This is a genomic window from Arthrobacter sp. CMU6 (genome assembly GCF_059090205.1).
Window position 1 is genome coordinate 1 of the sequence record NZ_JBNHFL010000036.1, and the last position, 17,738, is coordinate 17,738.

At 64.1% G+C, this 17,738-nt stretch carries 17 protein-coding genes; 6 read left to right on the plus strand and 11 right to left on the minus strand.

Annotation, left to right across the window (positions count from 1 at the left end; genetic code table 11):
- The 5 genes from AC5RWD_RS20220 to AC5RWD_RS20240 form a co-directional block, all read right to left on the minus strand.
- Nucleotides 1-227 (minus strand): trypsin-like peptidase domain-containing protein (locus tag AC5RWD_RS20220; RefSeq protein ID WP_494021724.1); only part of this gene is annotated, 227 nt, incomplete at its 3' end.
- 381 nt (nucleotides 228-608) lie between these two features.
- On the minus strand, nucleotides 609-1,166 hold the full coding sequence (locus AC5RWD_RS20225; RefSeq protein ID WP_494021725.1) for an NADPH-dependent FMN reductase: 558 nt from the start codon (nucleotides 1,164-1,166) through the stop codon (nucleotides 609-611).
- Between the two features lie 695 nt (nucleotides 1,167-1,861).
- Complete coding sequence (locus AC5RWD_RS20230; protein ID WP_494021726.1) at nucleotides 1,862-3,343, minus strand: purine-cytosine permease family protein; 1,482 nt, start codon at nucleotides 3,341-3,343, stop codon at nucleotides 1,862-1,864.
- A 15-nt stretch (nucleotides 3,344-3,358) separates the two neighbouring features.
- A complete protein-coding gene (locus AC5RWD_RS20235) occupies nucleotides 3,359-3,757 on the minus strand; it encodes a YybH family protein (protein WP_494021727.1) in 399 nt (132 codons plus the stop codon).
- Nucleotides 3,758-3,973: 216 nt separating this feature from the next.
- Nucleotides 3,974-4,414 (minus strand): CBS domain-containing protein, encoded by a 441-nt coding sequence (locus AC5RWD_RS20240; protein WP_494021728.1) that lies wholly within the window; start codon nucleotides 4,412-4,414, stop codon nucleotides 3,974-3,976.
- Between the two features lie 55 nt (nucleotides 4,415-4,469).
- On the opposite strand from AC5RWD_RS20240, the gene AC5RWD_RS20245 reads away from it, so the two are divergent.
- On the plus strand, nucleotides 4,470-4,619 hold the full coding sequence (locus tag AC5RWD_RS20245) for a hypothetical protein (protein ID WP_494021729.1): 150 nt from the start codon (nucleotides 4,470-4,472) through the stop codon (nucleotides 4,617-4,619).
- 263 nt (nucleotides 4,620-4,882) lie between these two features.
- Complete coding sequence (locus AC5RWD_RS20250; protein ID WP_494021730.1) at nucleotides 4,883-6,160, plus strand: flavin-containing monooxygenase; 1,278 nt, start codon at nucleotides 4,883-4,885, stop codon at nucleotides 6,158-6,160.
- Between the two features lie 232 nt (nucleotides 6,161-6,392).
- Here AC5RWD_RS20250 and AC5RWD_RS20255 read toward each other — a convergent pair whose 3' ends face one another.
- Genes AC5RWD_RS20255 through AC5RWD_RS20270 form a run of 4 tightly spaced genes read right to left on the minus strand, consistent with a single transcriptional unit; the run spans nucleotide 6,393 to nucleotide 10,115 of the window.
- Complete coding sequence (locus AC5RWD_RS20255; RefSeq protein WP_494021731.1) at nucleotides 6,393-7,811, minus strand: aspartate ammonia-lyase; 1,419 nt, start codon at nucleotides 7,809-7,811, stop codon at nucleotides 6,393-6,395.
- Nucleotides 7,812-7,850: 39 nt separating this feature from the next.
- Nucleotides 7,851-9,035, minus strand: a complete 1,185-nt coding sequence (locus AC5RWD_RS20260) for a M20 family metallopeptidase (RefSeq protein ID WP_494021732.1) — start codon at nucleotides 9,033-9,035, stop codon at nucleotides 7,851-7,853.
- Nucleotides 9,025-9,696: a DUF1028 domain-containing protein gene (locus AC5RWD_RS20265; protein WP_494021733.1), complete on the minus strand. Its 672-nt coding sequence runs from the start codon at nucleotides 9,694-9,696 to the stop codon at nucleotides 9,025-9,027. The genes AC5RWD_RS20260 and AC5RWD_RS20265 overlap by 11 nt, the downstream gene beginning before the upstream one ends.
- Nucleotides 9,693-10,115 (minus strand): RidA family protein, encoded by a 423-nt coding sequence (locus AC5RWD_RS20270; RefSeq protein WP_487439854.1) that lies wholly within the window; start codon nucleotides 10,113-10,115, stop codon nucleotides 9,693-9,695. The genes AC5RWD_RS20265 and AC5RWD_RS20270 overlap by 4 nt, the downstream gene beginning before the upstream one ends.
- A 135-nt stretch (nucleotides 10,116-10,250) precedes the next feature.
- Between AC5RWD_RS20270 and AC5RWD_RS20275 the strand changes: the two genes are divergently transcribed.
- Together AC5RWD_RS20275 and AC5RWD_RS20280 are read left to right on the plus strand one after the other, a co-directional pair.
- Entirely contained in the window at nucleotides 10,251-11,165 is a 915-nt protein-coding gene (locus AC5RWD_RS20275) for a LysR substrate-binding domain-containing protein (protein ID WP_494021734.1), read from the plus strand.
- A gap of 214 nt (nucleotides 11,166-11,379) precedes the next feature.
- Nucleotides 11,380-12,741 (plus strand): MFS transporter, encoded by a 1,362-nt coding sequence (locus AC5RWD_RS20280; RefSeq protein WP_494021735.1) that lies wholly within the window; start codon nucleotides 11,380-11,382, stop codon nucleotides 12,739-12,741.
- A 69-nt stretch (nucleotides 12,742-12,810) separates the two neighbouring features.
- Here the strand turns inward: AC5RWD_RS20280 and AC5RWD_RS20285 are convergent, their stop codons facing one another.
- Both AC5RWD_RS20285 and AC5RWD_RS20290 read right to left on the minus strand, forming a co-directional pair.
- Nucleotides 12,811-13,419: a TetR/AcrR family transcriptional regulator gene (locus AC5RWD_RS20285; protein ID WP_494021736.1), complete on the minus strand. Its 609-nt coding sequence runs from the start codon at nucleotides 13,417-13,419 to the stop codon at nucleotides 12,811-12,813.
- Between the two features lie 109 nt (nucleotides 13,420-13,528).
- A complete protein-coding gene (locus AC5RWD_RS20290; RefSeq protein ID WP_494021737.1) occupies nucleotides 13,529-15,535 on the minus strand; it encodes a primary-amine oxidase in 2,007 nt (668 codons plus the stop codon).
- 119 nt (nucleotides 15,536-15,654) lie between these two features.
- Here AC5RWD_RS20290 and AC5RWD_RS20295 point away from each other — a divergent pair, with 119 nt between their 5' ends.
- Nucleotides 15,655-16,122, plus strand: a complete 468-nt coding sequence (locus AC5RWD_RS20295; RefSeq protein ID WP_494021738.1) for a hypothetical protein — start codon at nucleotides 15,655-15,657, stop codon at nucleotides 16,120-16,122.
- A 47-nt stretch (nucleotides 16,123-16,169) separates the two neighbouring features.
- Nucleotides 16,170-17,666 (plus strand): aldehyde dehydrogenase family protein, encoded by a 1,497-nt coding sequence (locus tag AC5RWD_RS20300; RefSeq protein ID WP_494021739.1) that lies wholly within the window; start codon nucleotides 16,170-16,172, stop codon nucleotides 17,664-17,666.
- Nucleotides 17,667-17,738: the final 72 nt, after the last annotated feature.

Below are 17,738 nucleotides of genomic sequence, written 5' to 3' on the forward strand. Positions count from 1 at the left end.
AGGGCAGACTGGAATTTGGCGGCCGGGAGGCCCGTCCGCTTTGCCTCCACCAAGGCAAGATCCGAGACCGGGTCCGTTGCCCGTACCGTTCCGGCCATCCGGCGGCCATCGGCGAAGCCCACCTCCACAGCGCTGTTTCCGCGCACCACGTGCTCGTTGGTGATGATCAAACCGTCCTTCGAATACACCACGCCGCTTCCCAGCCCGCCGTCGGTGAAGACAGTCACGACAGACGGCTGGACGTTGCTGACAATTGCGGGAATATCGACCGGCCCTTGACCGGTCCCCGGGCCACCGCCCCCTGCCGGTGATGTTTGCGTTTGGGTCGGCTGGTCCGGCGTGATCCGGCCTCCTGGTGCACTACCTGAATCACCCCCTGATGCGCTGGCTTCGGCACTGCCCGAAGACTGCGGTGATGACGGAGCCGTGCATCCCGAAAGGATCGTTGCGAGTACGGCGGCCGCACACACGATCCCGCCCATGTGGACGATAGGGCGTGATGTTGGTTTCCGGGCGTTCATAGGAACTTCCTCTCGTTACGTGGCCCGTGCCTGCAATGCACCTAGTCACGAGGAGTTTCCGCGAGGACCACAGTCCCCAGGGCCGGGTTACACGCGGAGTGTCTTCAGCGCTGTTGCCCAGTCAATGAGTTGCTGAAGGAGTGGTTCCAGGGCTTCTTCCGCGGCGTTGCTGGGCGTGAACCTGGTGAAGTTTTCGAATTCCGTGGCGAAGGGCAACACCACCTGGGCGCGGACGTCGGCGATCTGCAGTTCACCGGCAATCAGGCGCAGGTTTTCCGCCGCCCGGACTCCGCCGGCGCTGCCGTAGGAAACGAAACCTGCAGCCTTGTTGTTCCATTCCTCGTACAGGTAATCCAGGGCGTTCTTCAGGACACCTGGAACGGAGTGGTTGTACTCGGCTGTGACGAAAATGAACCCATCGAACCGCGCAACCGCGGCCGCCCAGGACTTGGTGTGTTCGTGCTGGTAGTTGCCCAGCGACGGCGGCATCAGCTCGTCCAGCAGGGGCAGGTCGTAATCAGCCAGGTCCAGCATCTCGAATTCGGCACCGCCCCGCGACGTTGCCCTGGCCAGCACCCAGTCCGCTACCTGCTTGCTCCGCCGGCCGGGCCGGGTGCTGCCAACCACCACAGCGATCGTCACCACGCAGACCACTCTCCCTTCAAAACCTCTTCAGCGCCGTATGCGTGTGAGTTATGGTGCTTGTCCGGCTTAGCTTATGAGCAAGTCGATCTATATCCACTGACATAGATTTAATTGCACCGGCGCCTGGGGCTGGCAAGATCCATTGACGCAGGCGCCCTGCCCAAAAAACAACAGCCACCGACCCCAAAGTGCCGGATCCAAGGACATGGAGCGCGGGGTTCCGCCGGTCGCGGCCGAGTGCCTGCTTGGGCTGGAGTACTGCACTGTCGGACCTTGTTCGTGTCTCGGGAATGCGCAATCCGCAATGTCAGTTGTACTGATTGGACGAACAAGAAAGGAGGAGTTCTTACTAGGGTGGGCACCTACGAAAGAGGGTGTGCGAGGTTCTGCGACTACTACTCATTTATGTCGTACGCAGACTTCACCGCTTGGGTTGAAGCCGATGATGGGTCTCTCCCCGAGATCTCATTTTCCGAGGTCTCTCTCCGCGGCTGATGCTTCGGCTTCACAGGACAGACGTTCCCCGGGCCGCTCCCAACCGAATTGGGGCGGCCATCAAATCAGGCAGAGGCCTGCGGGATGGCCCAGCGAGGCTGATAGCGAAGCAGGGGGCGGGTCATTGGTAATGACCCGTCCCTGCTGATGGCTACGGCCGCATCGGGAAGGATGCGCCGGTGACATGACCCCCAGGTCCGTCAGTGCCGCGCGGTCGGTGCCGGTGCACCATGGCCGAGTTGCTGCTCGCTGCGGGCCAACGCGGTCCGTTCCGCGGTAAGGTCCAGCGAGCGGCTGAGCAGGAAATAGACAACCGACGTGACCAGGAGACCGACGAGCCAGGCGATGTCGACACCGCCAAGTGCGTCGGCGATTGGCCCCGTGTAGCTCCAGGAACCGATCTGGGGCAGCACCATGAACGGGATTTCGGCCATGAGACCGATGGCGAAGGCGACCAGACCACGCCATGCCCAGACTCCGTAGATGCCCGTGGGGGTGAACAGGTCCGTGATGGCGTAATGGCCCTTGCGGACCAGGAAGTAATCCACCAGGTTCGTCGCCGTCCACGGGACCAGCAGATACAACATCAGGGTCAGGGCGGAGAAGACTGTGGCAACAGCCCCGGAGGTGATCATGCTGGCGATGAGGTACCACACAGCAGTCAGGATGAGGACGGTGATGATCCGGGCTTTGCGGGTCGGTTTGATGGGCCGGATGGAATCGATGGTGGTCAGCACTGTGAGCATCCCGCCGTAGGCGTTCATCCCCATGGTGGCCGCCAGCGCGAGGGCCGAGAGCAGCGCGGTGGCGTCGCCAAGGTGGAGGAACACAGTGTTTCCGGCCAGCTGGAGGCCGGCGAGGCCGTCGGTGGCACCGAGCCGGATTGCCAGCCAGGCCCCCAGGATGATCAGCCAGATCGCGGAGGAGGATGCGCCGAAGAACACGGCTGCGATAACGGACCGGCTCCTGGTCTTTGCCGGCAGGTAGCGCGAATAGTCGGAAACATAAGGTGCGTAGGTGATGTTGTACGCTGCTGCCGCGGCGAACTGCGCCATGAACGCACCCCAGTTGAAGCCATACTCAGTGGTGCTTTCGGCTCCGCCGGCGTTGCCGGAGATGACCCCGATGGTCAGGATCAGCATGAGCGGCAGGGAAACATAGAGCAGCACGCGGAAGGCCTTGTGCACCCAGTCGTGGCCGAAAATCGCCAGAGCTGCCGCACCGAGGGCCGCGACGACGGCGATGACGGCCGGGTTCCAGCCGAAGGCGCTGCTTAGGCCGTCACTGAGGAGTACGGTGTCAACGACGTTGAAAGCCACGTAGGTGAAAAGGGTGGCGATCAAAGGAATCACCACGCCCCGGTATCCGAACTGGGCGCGCGACTGGATCATCTGCGGAAGGCCCATGGTGGGGCCCTGCGAGGCATGGAAGGCCATGAAGACCGTTCCGACCGCGATGCCAAGGACGCTCGCGACGACGGTCCATCCCAGGCTCAGGCCCATCGAGGGGCCGATGAATCCGATCGGAATGGAGAAGTATTGGAAGTTGCCCAGGAACCACAGCGGCGTCTGGTGCCACAGCTTGCCGTGCCGTTCGTTATCCGGAACCCAGTCGATGGAGCGTATCTCAATCAGGGGTGCGCCGGCCCGCGCCTTGGGCTGGTTGGATGCTTCTGAGGTCATTGGTCGACTCCGTGATCAGAAAGTGTTGAGTGAAAGGTGCTCGTGAACGGCCAGGATGCCGTCGGAGCCGGAGCGGGTGAACAGGATGGTCTCGCGTTCTTCAGTGGTTGTCCGCTGCCCCTGTTCTTCTGTGGTGGTTGCCACGCTGTGGGAAAAGACCGCGGTTGTGCCATAGATCTGGATGAACGGATCACTGCTGTGACAGGCGATCACTTTCCATCCTTCGGATACCCAGGTCCGCCATTGCGATTCGTAGTCGGCACGGCTGCTGAGCCGTGCAGGGGTCCCGTGGAAGATGAATGTGGCCGCCGGGTCGAACGAGGCGAAGTATGTGTCGTCGTCCATGGCGGCAAAGGCCATAACGATACGGGATGCCGCCGAAGTGACTTCGTCCGGGGTTAACTGCAGGCTCATGGTTCTCCAGTGTTGGTCTGGCACGGTGTCCCGTCCCGGGACGCGGCCGGGGTGCGCCGGCCTAGTGATAGGAGTGATTCCAATCACATGACGACTATGCAACATATGATGCTTAGAAGGCAACTATGTGTCCAACCTGGTCAGAGGGTCCAGGGTGGGGGCACAAAAACGCGCCACGGAGAATACTCCGTGGCGCTTGTCTGCTGATGATCTCGTTTATGAACTGCTCGACTGCATTCGGCTGCGTTCCGAAATGTGCTCCACCAGTTCGCCCACACGCTCCTCCGAGTAGTTGCGCGCGATGTCGCCCTGGCTGATGATGCCAACCAACTTGTGGTCGGCAATGACTGGGAGCCGCCGCACCTGGTACTTCTCCATCATTTCGATGGCGGCGTCGACGTTCGCATCGGCGTCAATCCAGTGTGGCTTGCCCATGGCGAGGTCGCTGGCCGGCATCTCGCGCGGGTCGCGGCCCATGGCCACGCATTTGAGCACGATGTCCCGGTCGGTGATCATGCCTTTCAACTTGCCGTCGTCGCCACAGATTGGCAACGATCCGCAGTCCAGATCCAGCATCATCCGTGCGGCATCTGCAAGGGATTGGTTCTCCCTAATACACTGTGCATTCGTCGTCATGAATTCACGTACGGCACTCATTGGTCCTCCTTCATCGATTGGGGTATCGACGCAGAGTCGCCGGGCACATGCGCCGATGTTGCCAGCCTACGCCGGGGCCGGCGCCGATGTCGACGGCGGCCCTGAACCTTCTTCAGAACCGAGCCTCTCGCCCGGAACCCAGGCCATGATCAAACTCGCCGAAGAGCACATGCGGATGCCCCAGAAGGAATACCAGCCGTCGTAGACGACATTTGCTCCATGCCCGTCCGTGACGGCAGGCGGACTTCCGCCGCAGCGAGCATCACTATTTCAGATGTGATTGCCCTATTTTATGAGCTATGCAGATGCACTTCACCCAAGTGAAAATGGATCAACCGTCACTTATGAGAGCCGCAGCGGCCGCAATTCCAGCCAAATCCCCAAGGAAGGGTCAGGCTGTGCGTGCGGCTTCCGCGTCGCACGCGTGGAGGAACGCTGCGGCTACTTTGCTGAATTTAGGAGATCCACATGATTAGCCAAGAGGTTGAGGTCCTCGTCGTCGGGGCCGGTCAAGCCGGGGTTGCGATGAGCGAGCATCTGAGCGAACGCGGGATATCGCATCTGGTTCTGGAGCGGCACCGTATCGCCGAGCGGTGGCGCACAATGCGGTGGGACTCCCTGGTTGCGAACGGGCCGGCGTGGCATGACCGCTTTCCGGGCCTGGAATTCACCGACGTTGAGCCGGGGGCGTTCCCGTCAAAGGAGCAGGTAGCGGATTACTTCGTTGCCTATGCAGAGAAGATCGGCGCACCCATCCGCTGCGGCGTGGAGGTGACATCCGTGCGCAGGAAAGTCGGTGCACCCGGATTCCATGTGCAGAGCTCGGACGGGAACTTCGATGCACGCTACGTCGTCGCAGCAACGGGGCCGTTCCAGCGCCCGGTGATTCCCGCCGTCGTTCCCGAAACTGCCGACCTCGTGCAGATCCACTCCAGCTCTTACCGGAACCCGGCCCAGTTGCCGGAAGGCGCCGTTCTGGTTGTGGGTGCCGGATCTTCGGGCGTGCAGATCGCCGCGGAAATCCAGCGGTCAGGCCGGCAGGTCTTCCTCTCGGTGGGGCCGCACGACCGGCCCCCGCGGAGCTACCGCGGACGCGACTTCTGCTGGTGGCTCGGCGTGCTCGGCATGTGGGACGCTTCCACCCCGGCGGCGGGCGCGGAACACGTAACGATCGCCGTGAGCGGTGCCGACGGCGGCCACACGGTCGACTTCCGCGCCCTTGCCGCGGATGGCATCAAGCTCGTCGGCCGGACCGAAGCGTTCCAGGACGGCAGCATGCGCTTTGCCGGGGATCTCCGCACCAACATCGCTAACGGCGACGCCCACTACCTGGGGCTGCTCGACGAGGCTGACGCGTACATCGAGCGCAACGGACTTGATCTTCCGGAGGAGCCCGACGCCCGCATCCTGGGACCCGATCCGGACAGCGTCACCCACCCCATTCTGGAGCTCGACCTCGCTGGCGCCGGTGTTGGCTCGATTGTCTGGGCCACCGGCTTCGCCGTCGATTACAGCTGGCTGCAAGTGGACGCGTTCGACGAGAAGGGCAGGCCGCAGCAGCAACGCGGAGTTTCCACCGAGCCGGGCGTCTACTTCCTCGGACTGCCGTGGCAGTCACGCCGGGGCTCGAGCTTTATTTGGGGGGTATGGCACGACGCCAAGTACGTTGCCGACCAGATCGCCATCCAGCGGAGCTACCTGGCCCACAACGATCAGCACTCGCTGGTATCCAGCGGAGCCGTCTGACGCCACGGGAGCGGACCACGCACCGATAGCAACGCGCAGTCAAAGGGACCATGCCACGGAGGCATGGTCCCTTGACGTTCCTGCCAGGTGGTTGACGGTCCTGCAAAAGGAGGTGAAGGGCGTCCTGCATGCGGTGACAGAAGCCCGGCGCAACCAGAACCGGCGCGCACACAAAAGGCCCGCTGCGTGGCAGGAAATCCACGCAGCGGGCCCATGGCGGACGGCTCCGGCGTCAGCCCAGCCCGGCCAGCGCCCTCGCCGAAAGAGCATGCTCCATCTTCTGCCGGTCAAGCAGTCCACGCTCGATCACCAGCTCGGCAATGCCGCGATGAGAAGCAAGTGCCTCCTTGGCCAGCTCGGCCGCGGCGGCGTAGCCGATCAAGGGGGCAAGGCCGGTGACCACGCTTATCGAGTCGGACATCCGCTGCTGCAGCACCTGCGTGTTCGGTGTGATGCCATCTACGCAGTGGGTCCGGAGCTGACGGCAGGCGACCGTCAGCCAGGCTATCGACTCAAGTAGGGAGTCAGCGATGACCGGCTCGAAGGCGTTGAGCTGAAGCTGGCCGGCCTCCACGGCCATGGTCACCGTTGCATCGGCGCCGATCACACGGAAGGCGACCTGGTTGACCATCTCGGGGATGACCGGGTTAACCTTGCCGGGCATGATGGACGACCCCGCCTGGACTGCGGGCAGGAAGATCTCTGCGAAGCCTGCTTGGGGACCAGAGGAGAGCAACCGAAGGTCGTTGCAGATCTTGGAAAGCTTCACCGCGGCCCTTTTGAGCACTCCTGACACGAGCATAAAAACGCCGGTATCGCTGGTGGCCTCCACGAGGTTGGCAGCAGAGGTCTGCTGCAGGCCCGTGACCGAATTGAGCTCACGTAGCACGGCGTCACGGTATCCCGGGGGAGCGGTGATGCCAGTACCGATGGGGGTTGCTCCGAGGTTGGATTCGCGCAGGTGCGGCAGGAGTTCCAGGAGCCGGGTTCCGTCCTCACGCAGGGTTTCGGCGAATGCCCCGAACTCCTGCCCCATGGACATGGGCACTGCATCCTGGAGTTGGGTGCGGCCCACCTTGATGATGCCGGAGAACTCCGCAGCTTTGGCATCGAATGCCGCTATGAGCCTGCCGTGCTCGGCACAGAACTCTGAGATTTCCCGCTGAAGGGCGATCTTGACGGCGGTCGGATACACGTCGTTGGTTGACTGGCTGCGGTTGACGTCATCAATGGGGTGCAGCGCAGCGTAGTCGCCCTTGTTATGCCCCATCAGTTCAAGGGCGCGGTTAGCTACGACCTCGTTGGCGTTCATGTTGGTGCTGGTCCCCGCGCCGCCCTGGATGGTGTCGACGACGAACTGGTCGTCCCAGAGCCCGTCCATAACCTCCCGGGAGGCCTTTTGTATGGCAGCGGATTTGTCCGGATCAAGGAGGTCCAGGCTTTCATTGGCGCGGGCTGCCGCATACTTCACGGCACCCAGCGCCCATATCAGGGAACGCAGGGTGCCGATGCTCCGCCCGCTGACGGGGAAGTTCCCTACCGCCCGCAGGGTGCTGATGCCCCAGTAGGCATCCGCGGGGACATCAGCGTCCCCGAGACTGTCGCGCTCACGCCGCGGCCCCGCGGCTGGGGAGGATAGTTGATCTGTCATGGTCCTGTTCCGTAGAAGTCCACACGTGCAAATGCCTGGCTACTCCGCCAGGTAGTCCAGCGCAGTGAGCGCCAAGGCGGCCGCGCCATCATGGATGGCAAGGTTGGCTGCCTCCCCGACGCAGTGGGAGGCGAATTCGGGCTGGTGATTGGCCGCAGGGAAACAGCCGAGCCCTATATAGGGGTGGATGGCCGGAACCACCTGGGACACGTTGCCCATGTCGGTTGAGGCCCGGTTCATGGTCGCTTGCTCGGGAGGGGCGTTGAAGTCCCTGCCAAGGGATTCCGCATGCCTGACATACAACTCAAGCGCCCGCGGGTCCGTGCGGAACTCCGAGTACGGTTCCGATTCCGGGGTAACTGACAGCTCGCAGCCGGAGGCCAGAGCCCCGGCTTCGAAGCAGCGGTGGACCCGCTCTTCGAGCTTCCCCAGCTGGGCGAGCGACTCGGCACGGACGTACCAGCGGCCCTCGGTCTTTTCCGGTATGGCGTTGGGCGCTTCACCGCCGCGCGTTTGGATGCCGTGGACGCGGGTGCCGGCGGGCAGTTGCTGGCGGAGGAGACCCAAGGCGACCTGGGCGACGATGAAGGCATCGTTGGCATTAACGCCCTGGTCGGGATACGCGGCAGCATGAGCCGACTTACCCCGGTATTCCACGTGGTTGTGGGCCACGGCGTAGGGACGGGCTTCGGCGGAGTCGACGGGGCTTGGGTGCGCCATCATGGCCAGATCCAGTCCCAGGAAGGCGCCCTTCTTGAGCAGCTCGATCTTCCCGCCGCCACCTTCCTCCGCCGGCGTTCCGTAGAGTTCTACGGTCAGGTCCCGCTCGGCGGCAAACCCTGCCAGGGCAACAGCGGCGCCGCACGAGATGGCCGTGATGATGTTGTGGCCGCACGCGTGCCCGAGGCCGGGAAGTGCGTCGTACTCGGCCATGAGCCCAATGCGCCGCGCGCCGGTTCCCAAGACGGCCCGTATTGCGGTGGGGAAGCCGAGGTACTCCTTTTCCACGTCGAACCCGTGGGAAGCCAGGTAAGCAGCCGTCCACCCGGCGGCGCGGTGTTCCTGCCAACCGAGCTCCGGGTTGGCGTGAAGTGTCTCCGAAAGCCGGGTCAGGTCCGCCTGCTGTGCGCGGACGGCCGCCAAAACCCGGACACTCTGACCGCGCTGCCCGGGCTGCCTACCCAGAACGGCCGGACTCACGCCGGCAGCAGATTCAGCGCTCATCGCCCGCCACTCCATAACCTACGGAAGACGCCGGGTCGAGCCCGCGGATCACGTAGTCCTGCCGCTGCGGAAGCCAGACCTCCAGGAGTTGCTCGAGCTCCGCGATCGGGTTCTTATGCCAGTCCACCCGCAGGTCAGTGTCCCGCCACCCGTGGCCGGAGACCACCGAGAGGCCGGCCGAGCGGACAGGCCCAGCCTCACCGCCGGCTGCCTCGGCCGCGCGAAGGGCAGCCATGAGGCGCACTTCCAGTTCCCCTGACGTGGCTTCAAACGCATCGCAGAGAGCCTGGGCAACGCCCTGATGCGCAAGCATGTTGCCGGCGGCCACACTGTTCGCACCACGGCCCTCCCCGAACACGCCCAGGGTGTGTGCCCCGCTGAACACGGCTGACCCGCCTTCTGCGTCCAGGACCACCAGCTGCCGGTAGTCGACAGCAGGTGATTCATGAACGACGGCGGCTATCGCCTCTTGTGCGGAATAACCCGCCTGGAGCCGGTCAAGCAGGGCATAGCCCAGCCTGGGATCAGTGATGTTCTGGGAGCTGACTGCGCCGACGCCGTCACGAAGGTGCGCGCAGCGTGCGGCGACGGCGGGCGAGGACGAGGAGACAGCGATGCCAAACCTGCCTTGCCCGTCTGTGGCGGCGATGCTGAAGGTCATGCCTGTCCCTCCGCTGAGAGCACTGCGGTGGCGTCAATCTCCACGAGCCACTCGGGGCGCGCCAGTGCCTGGACAACGATTCCGGTTGATACGGGGAACACGCCCTTGAGCCAGCGGCCCATCGTCCGGTACACAGTTTCCCGGTAGCGCGGGTCAATAAGGTAGACAGTCACCTTGACGATGTCCTCCAGGCTGCTACCGGCTTCCTTGAGCAGCATGTCGATGTTGGCCATGGCCTTTTCCGTCTGCGCTTCGACGTCACCTATACCCACGGACTCGCGCGTCTCAAGATCCTGGCCGATCTGGCCCCGGAGATAGACCACGCCGTTGGCCACTACTGCCTGGCAGAGATCGTTGTCCAGGTTCTGCTCGGGGTAGGTGTCTTTCGTATTGAACGTGCGTATACGCTGGTGCTTCACTTGGCAGCTGCCTTTCAATCCTGTTTGTAGCGGATGCTCGTATCCTTCAGCTTCCTGTGGGGGCATTGAATCTGTCCAACAGTTCTTTTAGAGGGATTGCATCGATAATTCTGATGAACGGTGTATGCTCGTCCAATGGATGTGACGCTCACCCAATTGCGCTATTTTGTGGAAGCGGCATCGCAGCTGTCCATGACGGGCGCGGCTGCACGGCTCAACGTTGCGCAATCCGCCGTATCGGCTGCCATCGCCCAGCTTGAACGCCACGTGGGAACGCAGTTCTTCATCAGGCAGCGCTCCAAAGGCCTGGTGCTGACGCCGGCCGGCGAGCTCTTCGTTCGCGACGCCCAAGCGATCCTGGCGCAGGTTGAAGAAAGCATTGATCACGCCCGCGGAGAGCACCAGAGTGTTGCCGGCCGCATCCGCATTGCTTGTTTCAGCACCCTTGCGCCGTTCCTGCTGCCCGGCGTCCTGACCAAGCTGCGGGAAGACCATCCTGCCCTTGAAACGGAAGTCATCGAGACCGATACCCCGGGGTGCATCAATGCGCTGCTCAGCGGTCAGGCGGACTTGGCGCTGTGCTACGACCTTGGCCTGCCGGACGTTATCGCCACATCAGTGGTGGATACGGTCAGGCCCTACGTGGCGCTTCCGCCGGATCACAAGCTTGCCGGGGCGGAAAGCGTGCCGCTCTCGGCGCTGGGCGGGGAGTCCTTTGTGCTGCTCGATCTGCCCCACACGCGCGACCTCATGCTTTCAATCGCCCGCCTGGGCGGCCAGGAGCCGGACATCCGGTTCCGCTCGGCCAGCTATGAAACCGTGCGTACATTCGTGGCCCGCGGACTGGGCTATTCAATCCTTCACCAGCGGCCGCAGCACCAGTTGACGTACGACGGCGGCAAGCTGGCCGCCGTCGAAATCCGCGACGACGTGCCTGAGCTCAAGACCGTCCTGGCCCACCTGAAGTCACACCGTCCAACCGCCAGGGTGCGGGCGGTAGCCCAGGCGGTAAGGCATCAGATCGTTGCCGCAAGATCCGCCCGCTCATAAGTTTGCGGCGGCGCTGCATCTGATCAGCAGATGCAATTCGCATCAAAAATCTATTCGACAGATTGAGCAAGCGCGTTCGAAAATGGTAATGCCAGTATTCGGGCGTGACCCGGGTCACGTGTTCTGGTGGCGCAGTTCTGCCGGTCGTCAGCGTCGACCACCGTGAACTCGCTCTCCCCATCCCAGCATCGGATCTTTTCCTCCAGGAGGAAGTGTGAACACCAACAATATCGAGGGGCAGATCAGCCGGAAGGGCTTGCGCACCAGCGTTGCTGCCGGTTCGATCGGCGTCTTTGTCCACTGGTTTGAGTGGGCCATCTACGCCTATCTCGCCTCCACTATCGCCGTCGTCTTCTTCCCCCAACAGGACAGCACAGCGGCGCTGCTTTCCGTCTTCGCGGTCTTCGCCATCAGCTTCGGCGTCCGTCCCCTGGGCGCACTCGTCTTCGGAACACTGGGCGACAGGATCGGACGAAAGAAGACACTTTCCATCGTCATCCTCTCCATGAGCGCGGCGACACTGGTGGTCGGACTCCTGCCTACCTACGACGCGATCGGCCTGTGGGCACCCGTCCTGCTCGTTGCAGCACGCGTGGTCCAGGGGCTCGCCGCGGGCGGCGAATTCGGCAGCGCGGCGGCGTTCCTCGCAGAGTATTCACCAAGGAAACACCGCGGTTTCGGCGTCAGCTGGCTGGAGTTCGGCAGTCTCCTTGGCTTCCTGGCGGCATCCCTGGTGGTCTTCGTCCTGACCAGCGTCATGGACGCCCAAACCATTGCCGACGGCGGCTGGCGGATTCCGTTCCTGATCGCAGTTCCGATGGGCATCATCGGTTTCTACATCCGTTCCAGGATCGAGGACACTCCAGAATTCCGGTCACTCGAGCAGCTGGACAACGTCCCGCAGAGCCCGGTCAAGGAGGTGTTCACCAGGCACTGGAAGCAGCTCCTACAGATGAGCGGCCTGGAAATCATGATGCACGTGACCTTCTATGTGGTGCTCGTTTACCTCCTGACCTACCAGGAAAAGGTCCTGGGCTTCGACGCCGGCACGGCCGCCCTGCTCTCCACCGCCGCATCCGTGGCCGGGCTCGTCCTTGTACCGTTGATTGGCGCGCTTTCTGACCGGATCGGCCGGAAGCCGATACTGATCGCCGCGGCCATTTCCCTGGTGGTGCTGGCATATCCGCTGTTCCTGATCATGCACTCCGGCACGTCCTGGGCGGGCATCGTTAGCACCATCGGCTTGGGCATCATTTTGGCCCTTATTCTCGGTGTCCATGCTGCGGCGGCAGCAGAACTCTTCCCAACCCGGACGCGGCAGACCGGCCTCTCGGTGGCCTACAGCGTCACCGCGGCCATCTTTGCCGGTACTGTGCCATACGTCCTGACTTGGCTCATTGCCCAGACAGGCAACGAAATGATGCCTGCGTTCTACCTCATTCTCGTTGGCCTGATTGGACTGGCGGCCGTGCTGAGCATGAAGGAAAGCAAGGGCAAGGACCTTCTCGGGGAAGAAGACATCCAAACGGCACCCCGCCAAACCGCGCCGGCCGCCAACGCGCCCATTCGTCACTGACACAACCATCACGCAATCCGTGGCCCGGGCTTCAGAATCTGAACCCGGGCTACGGCCGCATCCGGCGCATCACGCGCCAGGCTGCCGGGACACGAGCCGCGTCAGCGCACGCTCCACCAGATGACGCTGCCGCGAACCTGTGACGGCATCCGGATCCAGCATGGCGGTCACGTGCAGGCCCATCATGATGTTCAGCAACTCATCGGCAACCGCGTCCGGATCCGTCAAAGGTTCACATTCGCCGTCGTGCTCTGCCTGGGCGAGGAAACCCATCACCAGACCACGCCATTGCAGCAGCGCCTCCCGCCCGACGGCGCGCAGCGCGTCCTCCGTTTGCGCGCGCTGCCAGAAGGAGACCGCCACGCGGGCTTCGACCACGGTGAGGGGATCGGCCGGAATGATTTCCAGGCAGAGGCTGCGCAGCGCCGAAAGACCCCGGCGTCCGGCGGTGCCCGCGGCGATCCGTTCGTTGGTCCGCTCGCAGATCAGTTCGTACGAGGCCAGCAGCAGGGCATCCTTGCTCGGGAAGTAATGGGCCAGCACGCCCGGTGCCGCATACCCGCATTCGCGCGCAATGTCCCGCATGCTGGCATTCTCGATGCCCTGCCCCGCGATCAACCGCCACGTGGTCTCGATGATGGAACGGCGCCGTTCCTGGTGATCGACCAAGCGGGGCATGCTGCTCCTTCGTTCGCGGCGGTTCGTGGCTGGGACCGTGAGCACCCTACCACCGCGGGGACGCGCCTGCGCGTCCCCGCGGCGTGGACTGGCGTCAGTGCCTGCAGGTTCAGTGGGCGCAGTGGCCCGGGCCGGAATGCCCGACGGCGGTGCCTCCGCTGGCGCCATGCCCGCCTTCGTTTCCGGTACCGCAGTGGCCGGCAGCCGACGGCGGCACGTTCAGTGTTGGGTTCTCGTCGAAGAAGCCGTGCGGCTTCAGGGTGAAGCCGGTGGTGTCCACAGGCATGATGGGCCAGTCCTCGGGGCGGGGGAAGTGGGTCAATCCGAAGGAGTGCCACACCACAAGGTCCTGGCCGTCGATGTCACGGTCCTGTGCCACGTAGGCGGGAAGCCCGGCGCCGCCCGGGTGCTGGTTGACGAAGTCGCCTGCCGCGTAAAGCTCCTCCTCCGCGTGCCGTGTGACCCAGAGGTGGTGCCGGGCGAATGCAGCCCGGGATGCGATCGAGGAATCATCCGCCATGGCCAGGGTGGGGTTGCCTTCAGGGTAGAGCGTGTAGCCCACCGGGTGGCCGAGGTGGTTCAGTGACTCCGGGTTGCTGATGTGCCACACGCGGCCTTTGGCGCCATCGGCGTCGCGCACAGCAACAGACTCGCGGGCCAGCAGGGTGCGCTTTTGGGTGAAGGCGTTGCCGTGGGGGTTGCCCGGGCCCTTCGGCAGGCGCACCAGGTCCAGTTCCTCAACACGGTTCGTGTCGCCGTCGACCATCATGTCCAGCCGGGCGCTGAAGAGGTGCTGGTGGTAGGGAGCGCCAAGGCCCGGGGCGATCTCCGACGCGTAGGCGTAGTCCTTGTCCGGGAGCCCTGCCGTGAACACGATGCCCGTTGCTTTCGCTTCGAACTCGATGGTGCCATCCAGGTAGAGGTACCAGTAGAAGCCGTAGTCGTAGTTGCCCACGGTGGTGAAGAAGGAGACCACCAGGCGGCGGTTGCGGCGGACCTCGTTGGAGCCGGCCCACTCATCGGTGTGTTTCCAAAGGATTCCTGTGTCTTCCTCGTGGATGCAGATGCCGTTCTCGATGGTGCGTGGATTGCCGAAGTCGTCGGCCACCACGGGGGACATGTAGGTGATGTCGCCGAGGCAGTCGCAACCGAGCTTGAGTGAGTTCGCATCGCGGCCCACGAGGTATTCGCCGGAGTCGAAGTAGTTCTGCCAGCTCCTGTAGGGGGAGGGGTCGCCGTACGGGACCACCATCTCGGAGATTGATGCGCGGTGGACTACCGGACGCCTCCGTCCCTTGTGGGAGTGGTGGAGCTGTTGGAGCACCAACCCTTCGCGGGCGTCGAAGCCAACGCGCAGGTCCCAGCCGGCCCAGGAAAGGTGGTTGCCCTCCAGCGTGAAACTGGGCCCGTCGGGCTGCGTGATCTCGATCGGCTTCAAATCCGTGCGGAGCTCGCCGTGGACCGCGGGGTCCGTGTAGTTGCCGTTGACCTCCGGGACGGCGACCGGGCCGTCGTCGATCAGGTGGTTGACCCGCCGGTTCTGCACATCGACGAAGGCCACCAGGCCGTCGATCGGATGGGCCCACGGGTGGTCCGCGGGGTGGTCCTGGCGGAATCCGAGGCCGCGCAGCAGCCGCTTGCCGTCCTCATTCCCGTACTCGAAGACGCCCGCCGACAGGGGAGCGACGCGCACCTGTGCCGGGGTCAGGCCGCGGGCGGCAAGGGCCGCGTTCCACTGCGGGTCGCCGGCCAGGATGTCCTCGATGAGCCCGAATTCCTCCAGGAGAACCGGCAGCTGGCCGTCCGTTTCCGGATTGAGTTCACGCTTGTCCAGTACGAGGCCGCTGGTCAGGGAAAGGCGGACGTCGAGGGACCGGGACTGCGAGGCGTCCCAGAGCATGGCCCGGACCAGGCGAACGCAATCGGTGTCATTGCTTCGGAGGGCACTCTTCGGCGGCTCGATCAGGCCAAGGTAAGCGAAGCGGGTGGTCTCGGCCACGAGCCCGGCCTCCGCCAGGATCCGGCGGGCATCGTGGATTTCCCCGGCCGAGAGCTGCTCAAGGGGGTGCTGCGGCATCTGCGCCGGTGTGGCCAAGGGGGTGGTCTGAAGGGTCATGGCACTTCCTGAAGTCGGATTTTGATGGTACAACTGTTCAACCAACGCTTTGATGTTACCCACCTCACAAGCCCCGCGTAAAGTCCCCGACCCCCGCCACGCCGGCAGCCAGGAGAACCATGGACCAGCGAAACCGCTCTCGCCTTATGCGCTTTCCGGGCGCCCTCGTTCCAACGGGAATCGTCGGCACTGCCGCGGCGGGCAGCGCCACCGCCCACGTGGTGGCGGCCGCCAGCGGTCCGGCGGGATTGACGGCCTGGTGGACGGCTGCCATGGGTGCCGCCTGCCTGGCCTGCGCCGCACCGGTGCTGGGGGGACGGCTCTGCGCCGGGCGTGCCGCCGGGCACCTGCTGGCGATGAGTGCCGGCATGATCCTCATTCATTTGGTCTTGCTGGTGACGCCCGGCGCCGCGGGCCATCACGGCAATGGCGGCCCCGCATCCTCGCCGGGCCATGAGCACGTGATGCTTACCCTCATCGCCGTTGAACTGCTTTGCCTCATGAGCGCTTCAGCGGCGCTCCGCCTGGCCCGGCGCAAGCCGTCCGGAACGATCGGCACCGCAGTCCGTGCCGCCGTCGAACCTTAGCGACCACGTACTGAACCGCCTCCGAAACCCCAACCCCAGGAGCTACTGTGAACAGCACTTCCGCCACACTTTCCCTTGACTGGCAGGGCAGGGCGAACGCCCTGGCCATCGACGGCAGGGCCTTCATCGACGGCCGCCGCGCAACCGCAAGCGGGAAACAGTCCCGGCCCACCACCAGCCCCATCGATGGCCGCGTGCTGGCCGAGCTGACTGCATGCGGGCCCGCCGACGTCGACCGCGCGGTGGCTGCCGCACGGCGCGCCTTCCGGTCATGGTCCCGCATGGGCGCCGAAGGGCGGAAGGGATTCCTGCTTGCGTTGGCCGCGCTGATGGAACGGCATGCCGACGAACTGGCACTCCTGGAGACATTGGACAGCGGGAAGCCCATTCTGCAAACCACCACCGTGGATGTGCCCGGCGCCATTTCCACGCTGCGCTGGTATGCGGAGGCGGCGGACAAGCAGGGCGGGGAACTGCCTGCAGTCCCGCCCGGGGCTACCGCGCTGGTGACGCGCGAGCCGCTGGGCGTGGTGGCCGCCATTGTTCCGTGGAACTTCCCGCTCGAAATCGCGGTCTGGAAGCTGGCTCCGGCGCTTGCCGCCGGAAATACACTGGTGCTCAAGCCGGCCGAGCAGACGTCCCTGAGCGTGTTGCGACTTGCCGACCTGGCCACTGAAGCCGGGCTGCCGGACGGCGTCCTGAACATCGTCACCGGCTCCGGCAGGGAAGTGGGCGCGGCGCTGGCGCACCACATGGACGTTGACGCCCTGGCGTTCACCGGTTCGACCGCCGTCTCCCGAACTCTGCTGGAGGCCTCCGGTCGAAGCAACCTCAAGCGGCTCAGCCTCGAAGCCGGCGGCAAGAGTTCCAACATCGTCTTTGCCGACACGGCCGACCTCGCCGCTGCCGCAGCGAAGGCAGCCTTCGGCGCCTTCTACAATCAGGGCCAAGTCTGCTCCGCCAACTCGCGGATCCTGGTGCAGCGGGATGTCCATGACCAGTTTGCTGCGTTGCTGGCCGACGCCGCGGACGCCTACCGGCCGGAAGATCCGCTTGCCGGCCTGGCAGGCAACGGTGCCCTGATCAGCAGGGCGCACACAGACGACGTCGAAGGCTGGATCACACGCGGCCGCGCCGAGGGTGAGGTGCTTTTCGGGGGCGGGCGGCGCGAGATCCGTGGCTCTGATGCCTATCTGGAGCCCACGCTGCTGGGCGGCCTTGGGGCCGGGCACGATGTCCACCGCGAGGAGATCTTCGGGCCCGTGGCTGTGTTGCACGCCTTCGACACCGAGGACGAGGCGGTGCGGCTGGCGAACGCCACAGACTATGGATTGGCAGCGTCCGTGTGGACCTCGAACCTGTCCCGGGCCCACCGGGTGGCGGGGGAGTTGACTGCGGGAACAGTATCCGTGAACACTGTGGACGCGCTGGGCAACACCACGCCTTTCGGCGGTTTCAAACAGTCCGGATTCGGCCGCGATCTGTCCCTGCACGCCTTCGACAACTACACCGCACCGAAGACCACGTGGATCCAGTTCGGCTGATGAAATGCATCTGAAAAAACGATGATTCGCATCGTGATTCTTTAGTTTACGCGATGCATTTCACCAGCCTAC

Coding starts and splice junctions, on each gene's coding strand:
- AC5RWD_RS20230 (WP_494021726.1), bottom strand. CDS start 3,343: ATGACCTCAGAAGCATCCAACCAGCCCAAGGCGCGGGCCGGCGCACCC.
- AC5RWD_RS20235 (WP_494021727.1), bottom strand. CDS start 3,757: ATGAGCCTGCAGTTAACCCCGGACGAAGTCACTTCGGCGGCATCCCGT.
- AC5RWD_RS20240 (WP_494021728.1), bottom strand. CDS start 4,414: ATGAGTGCCGTACGTGAATTCATGACGACGAATGCACAGTGTATTAGG.
- AC5RWD_RS20245 (WP_494021729.1), top strand. CDS start 4,470: ATGTTGCCAGCCTACGCCGGGGCCGGCGCCGATGTCGACGGCGGCCCT.
- AC5RWD_RS20250 (WP_494021730.1), top strand. CDS start 4,883: ATGATTAGCCAAGAGGTTGAGGTCCTCGTCGTCGGGGCCGGTCAAGCC.
- AC5RWD_RS20255 (WP_494021731.1), bottom strand. CDS start 7,811: ATGACAGATCAACTATCCTCCCCAGCCGCGGGGCCGCGGCGTGAGCGC.
- AC5RWD_RS20260 (WP_494021732.1), bottom strand. CDS start 9,035: ATGAGCGCTGAATCTGCTGCCGGCGTGAGTCCGGCCGTTCTGGGTAGG.
- AC5RWD_RS20265 (WP_494021733.1), bottom strand. CDS start 9,696: ATGACCTTCAGCATCGCCGCCACAGACGGGCAAGGCAGGTTTGGCATC.
- AC5RWD_RS20275 (WP_494021734.1), top strand. CDS start 10,251: ATGGATGTGACGCTCACCCAATTGCGCTATTTTGTGGAAGCGGCATCG.
- AC5RWD_RS20285 (WP_494021736.1), bottom strand. CDS start 13,419: ATGCCCCGCTTGGTCGATCACCAGGAACGGCGCCGTTCCATCATCGAG.
- AC5RWD_RS20290 (WP_494021737.1), bottom strand. CDS start 15,535: ATGACCCTTCAGACCACCCCCTTGGCCACACCGGCGCAGATGCCGCAG.
- AC5RWD_RS20295 (WP_494021738.1), top strand. CDS start 15,655: ATGGACCAGCGAAACCGCTCTCGCCTTATGCGCTTTCCGGGCGCCCTC.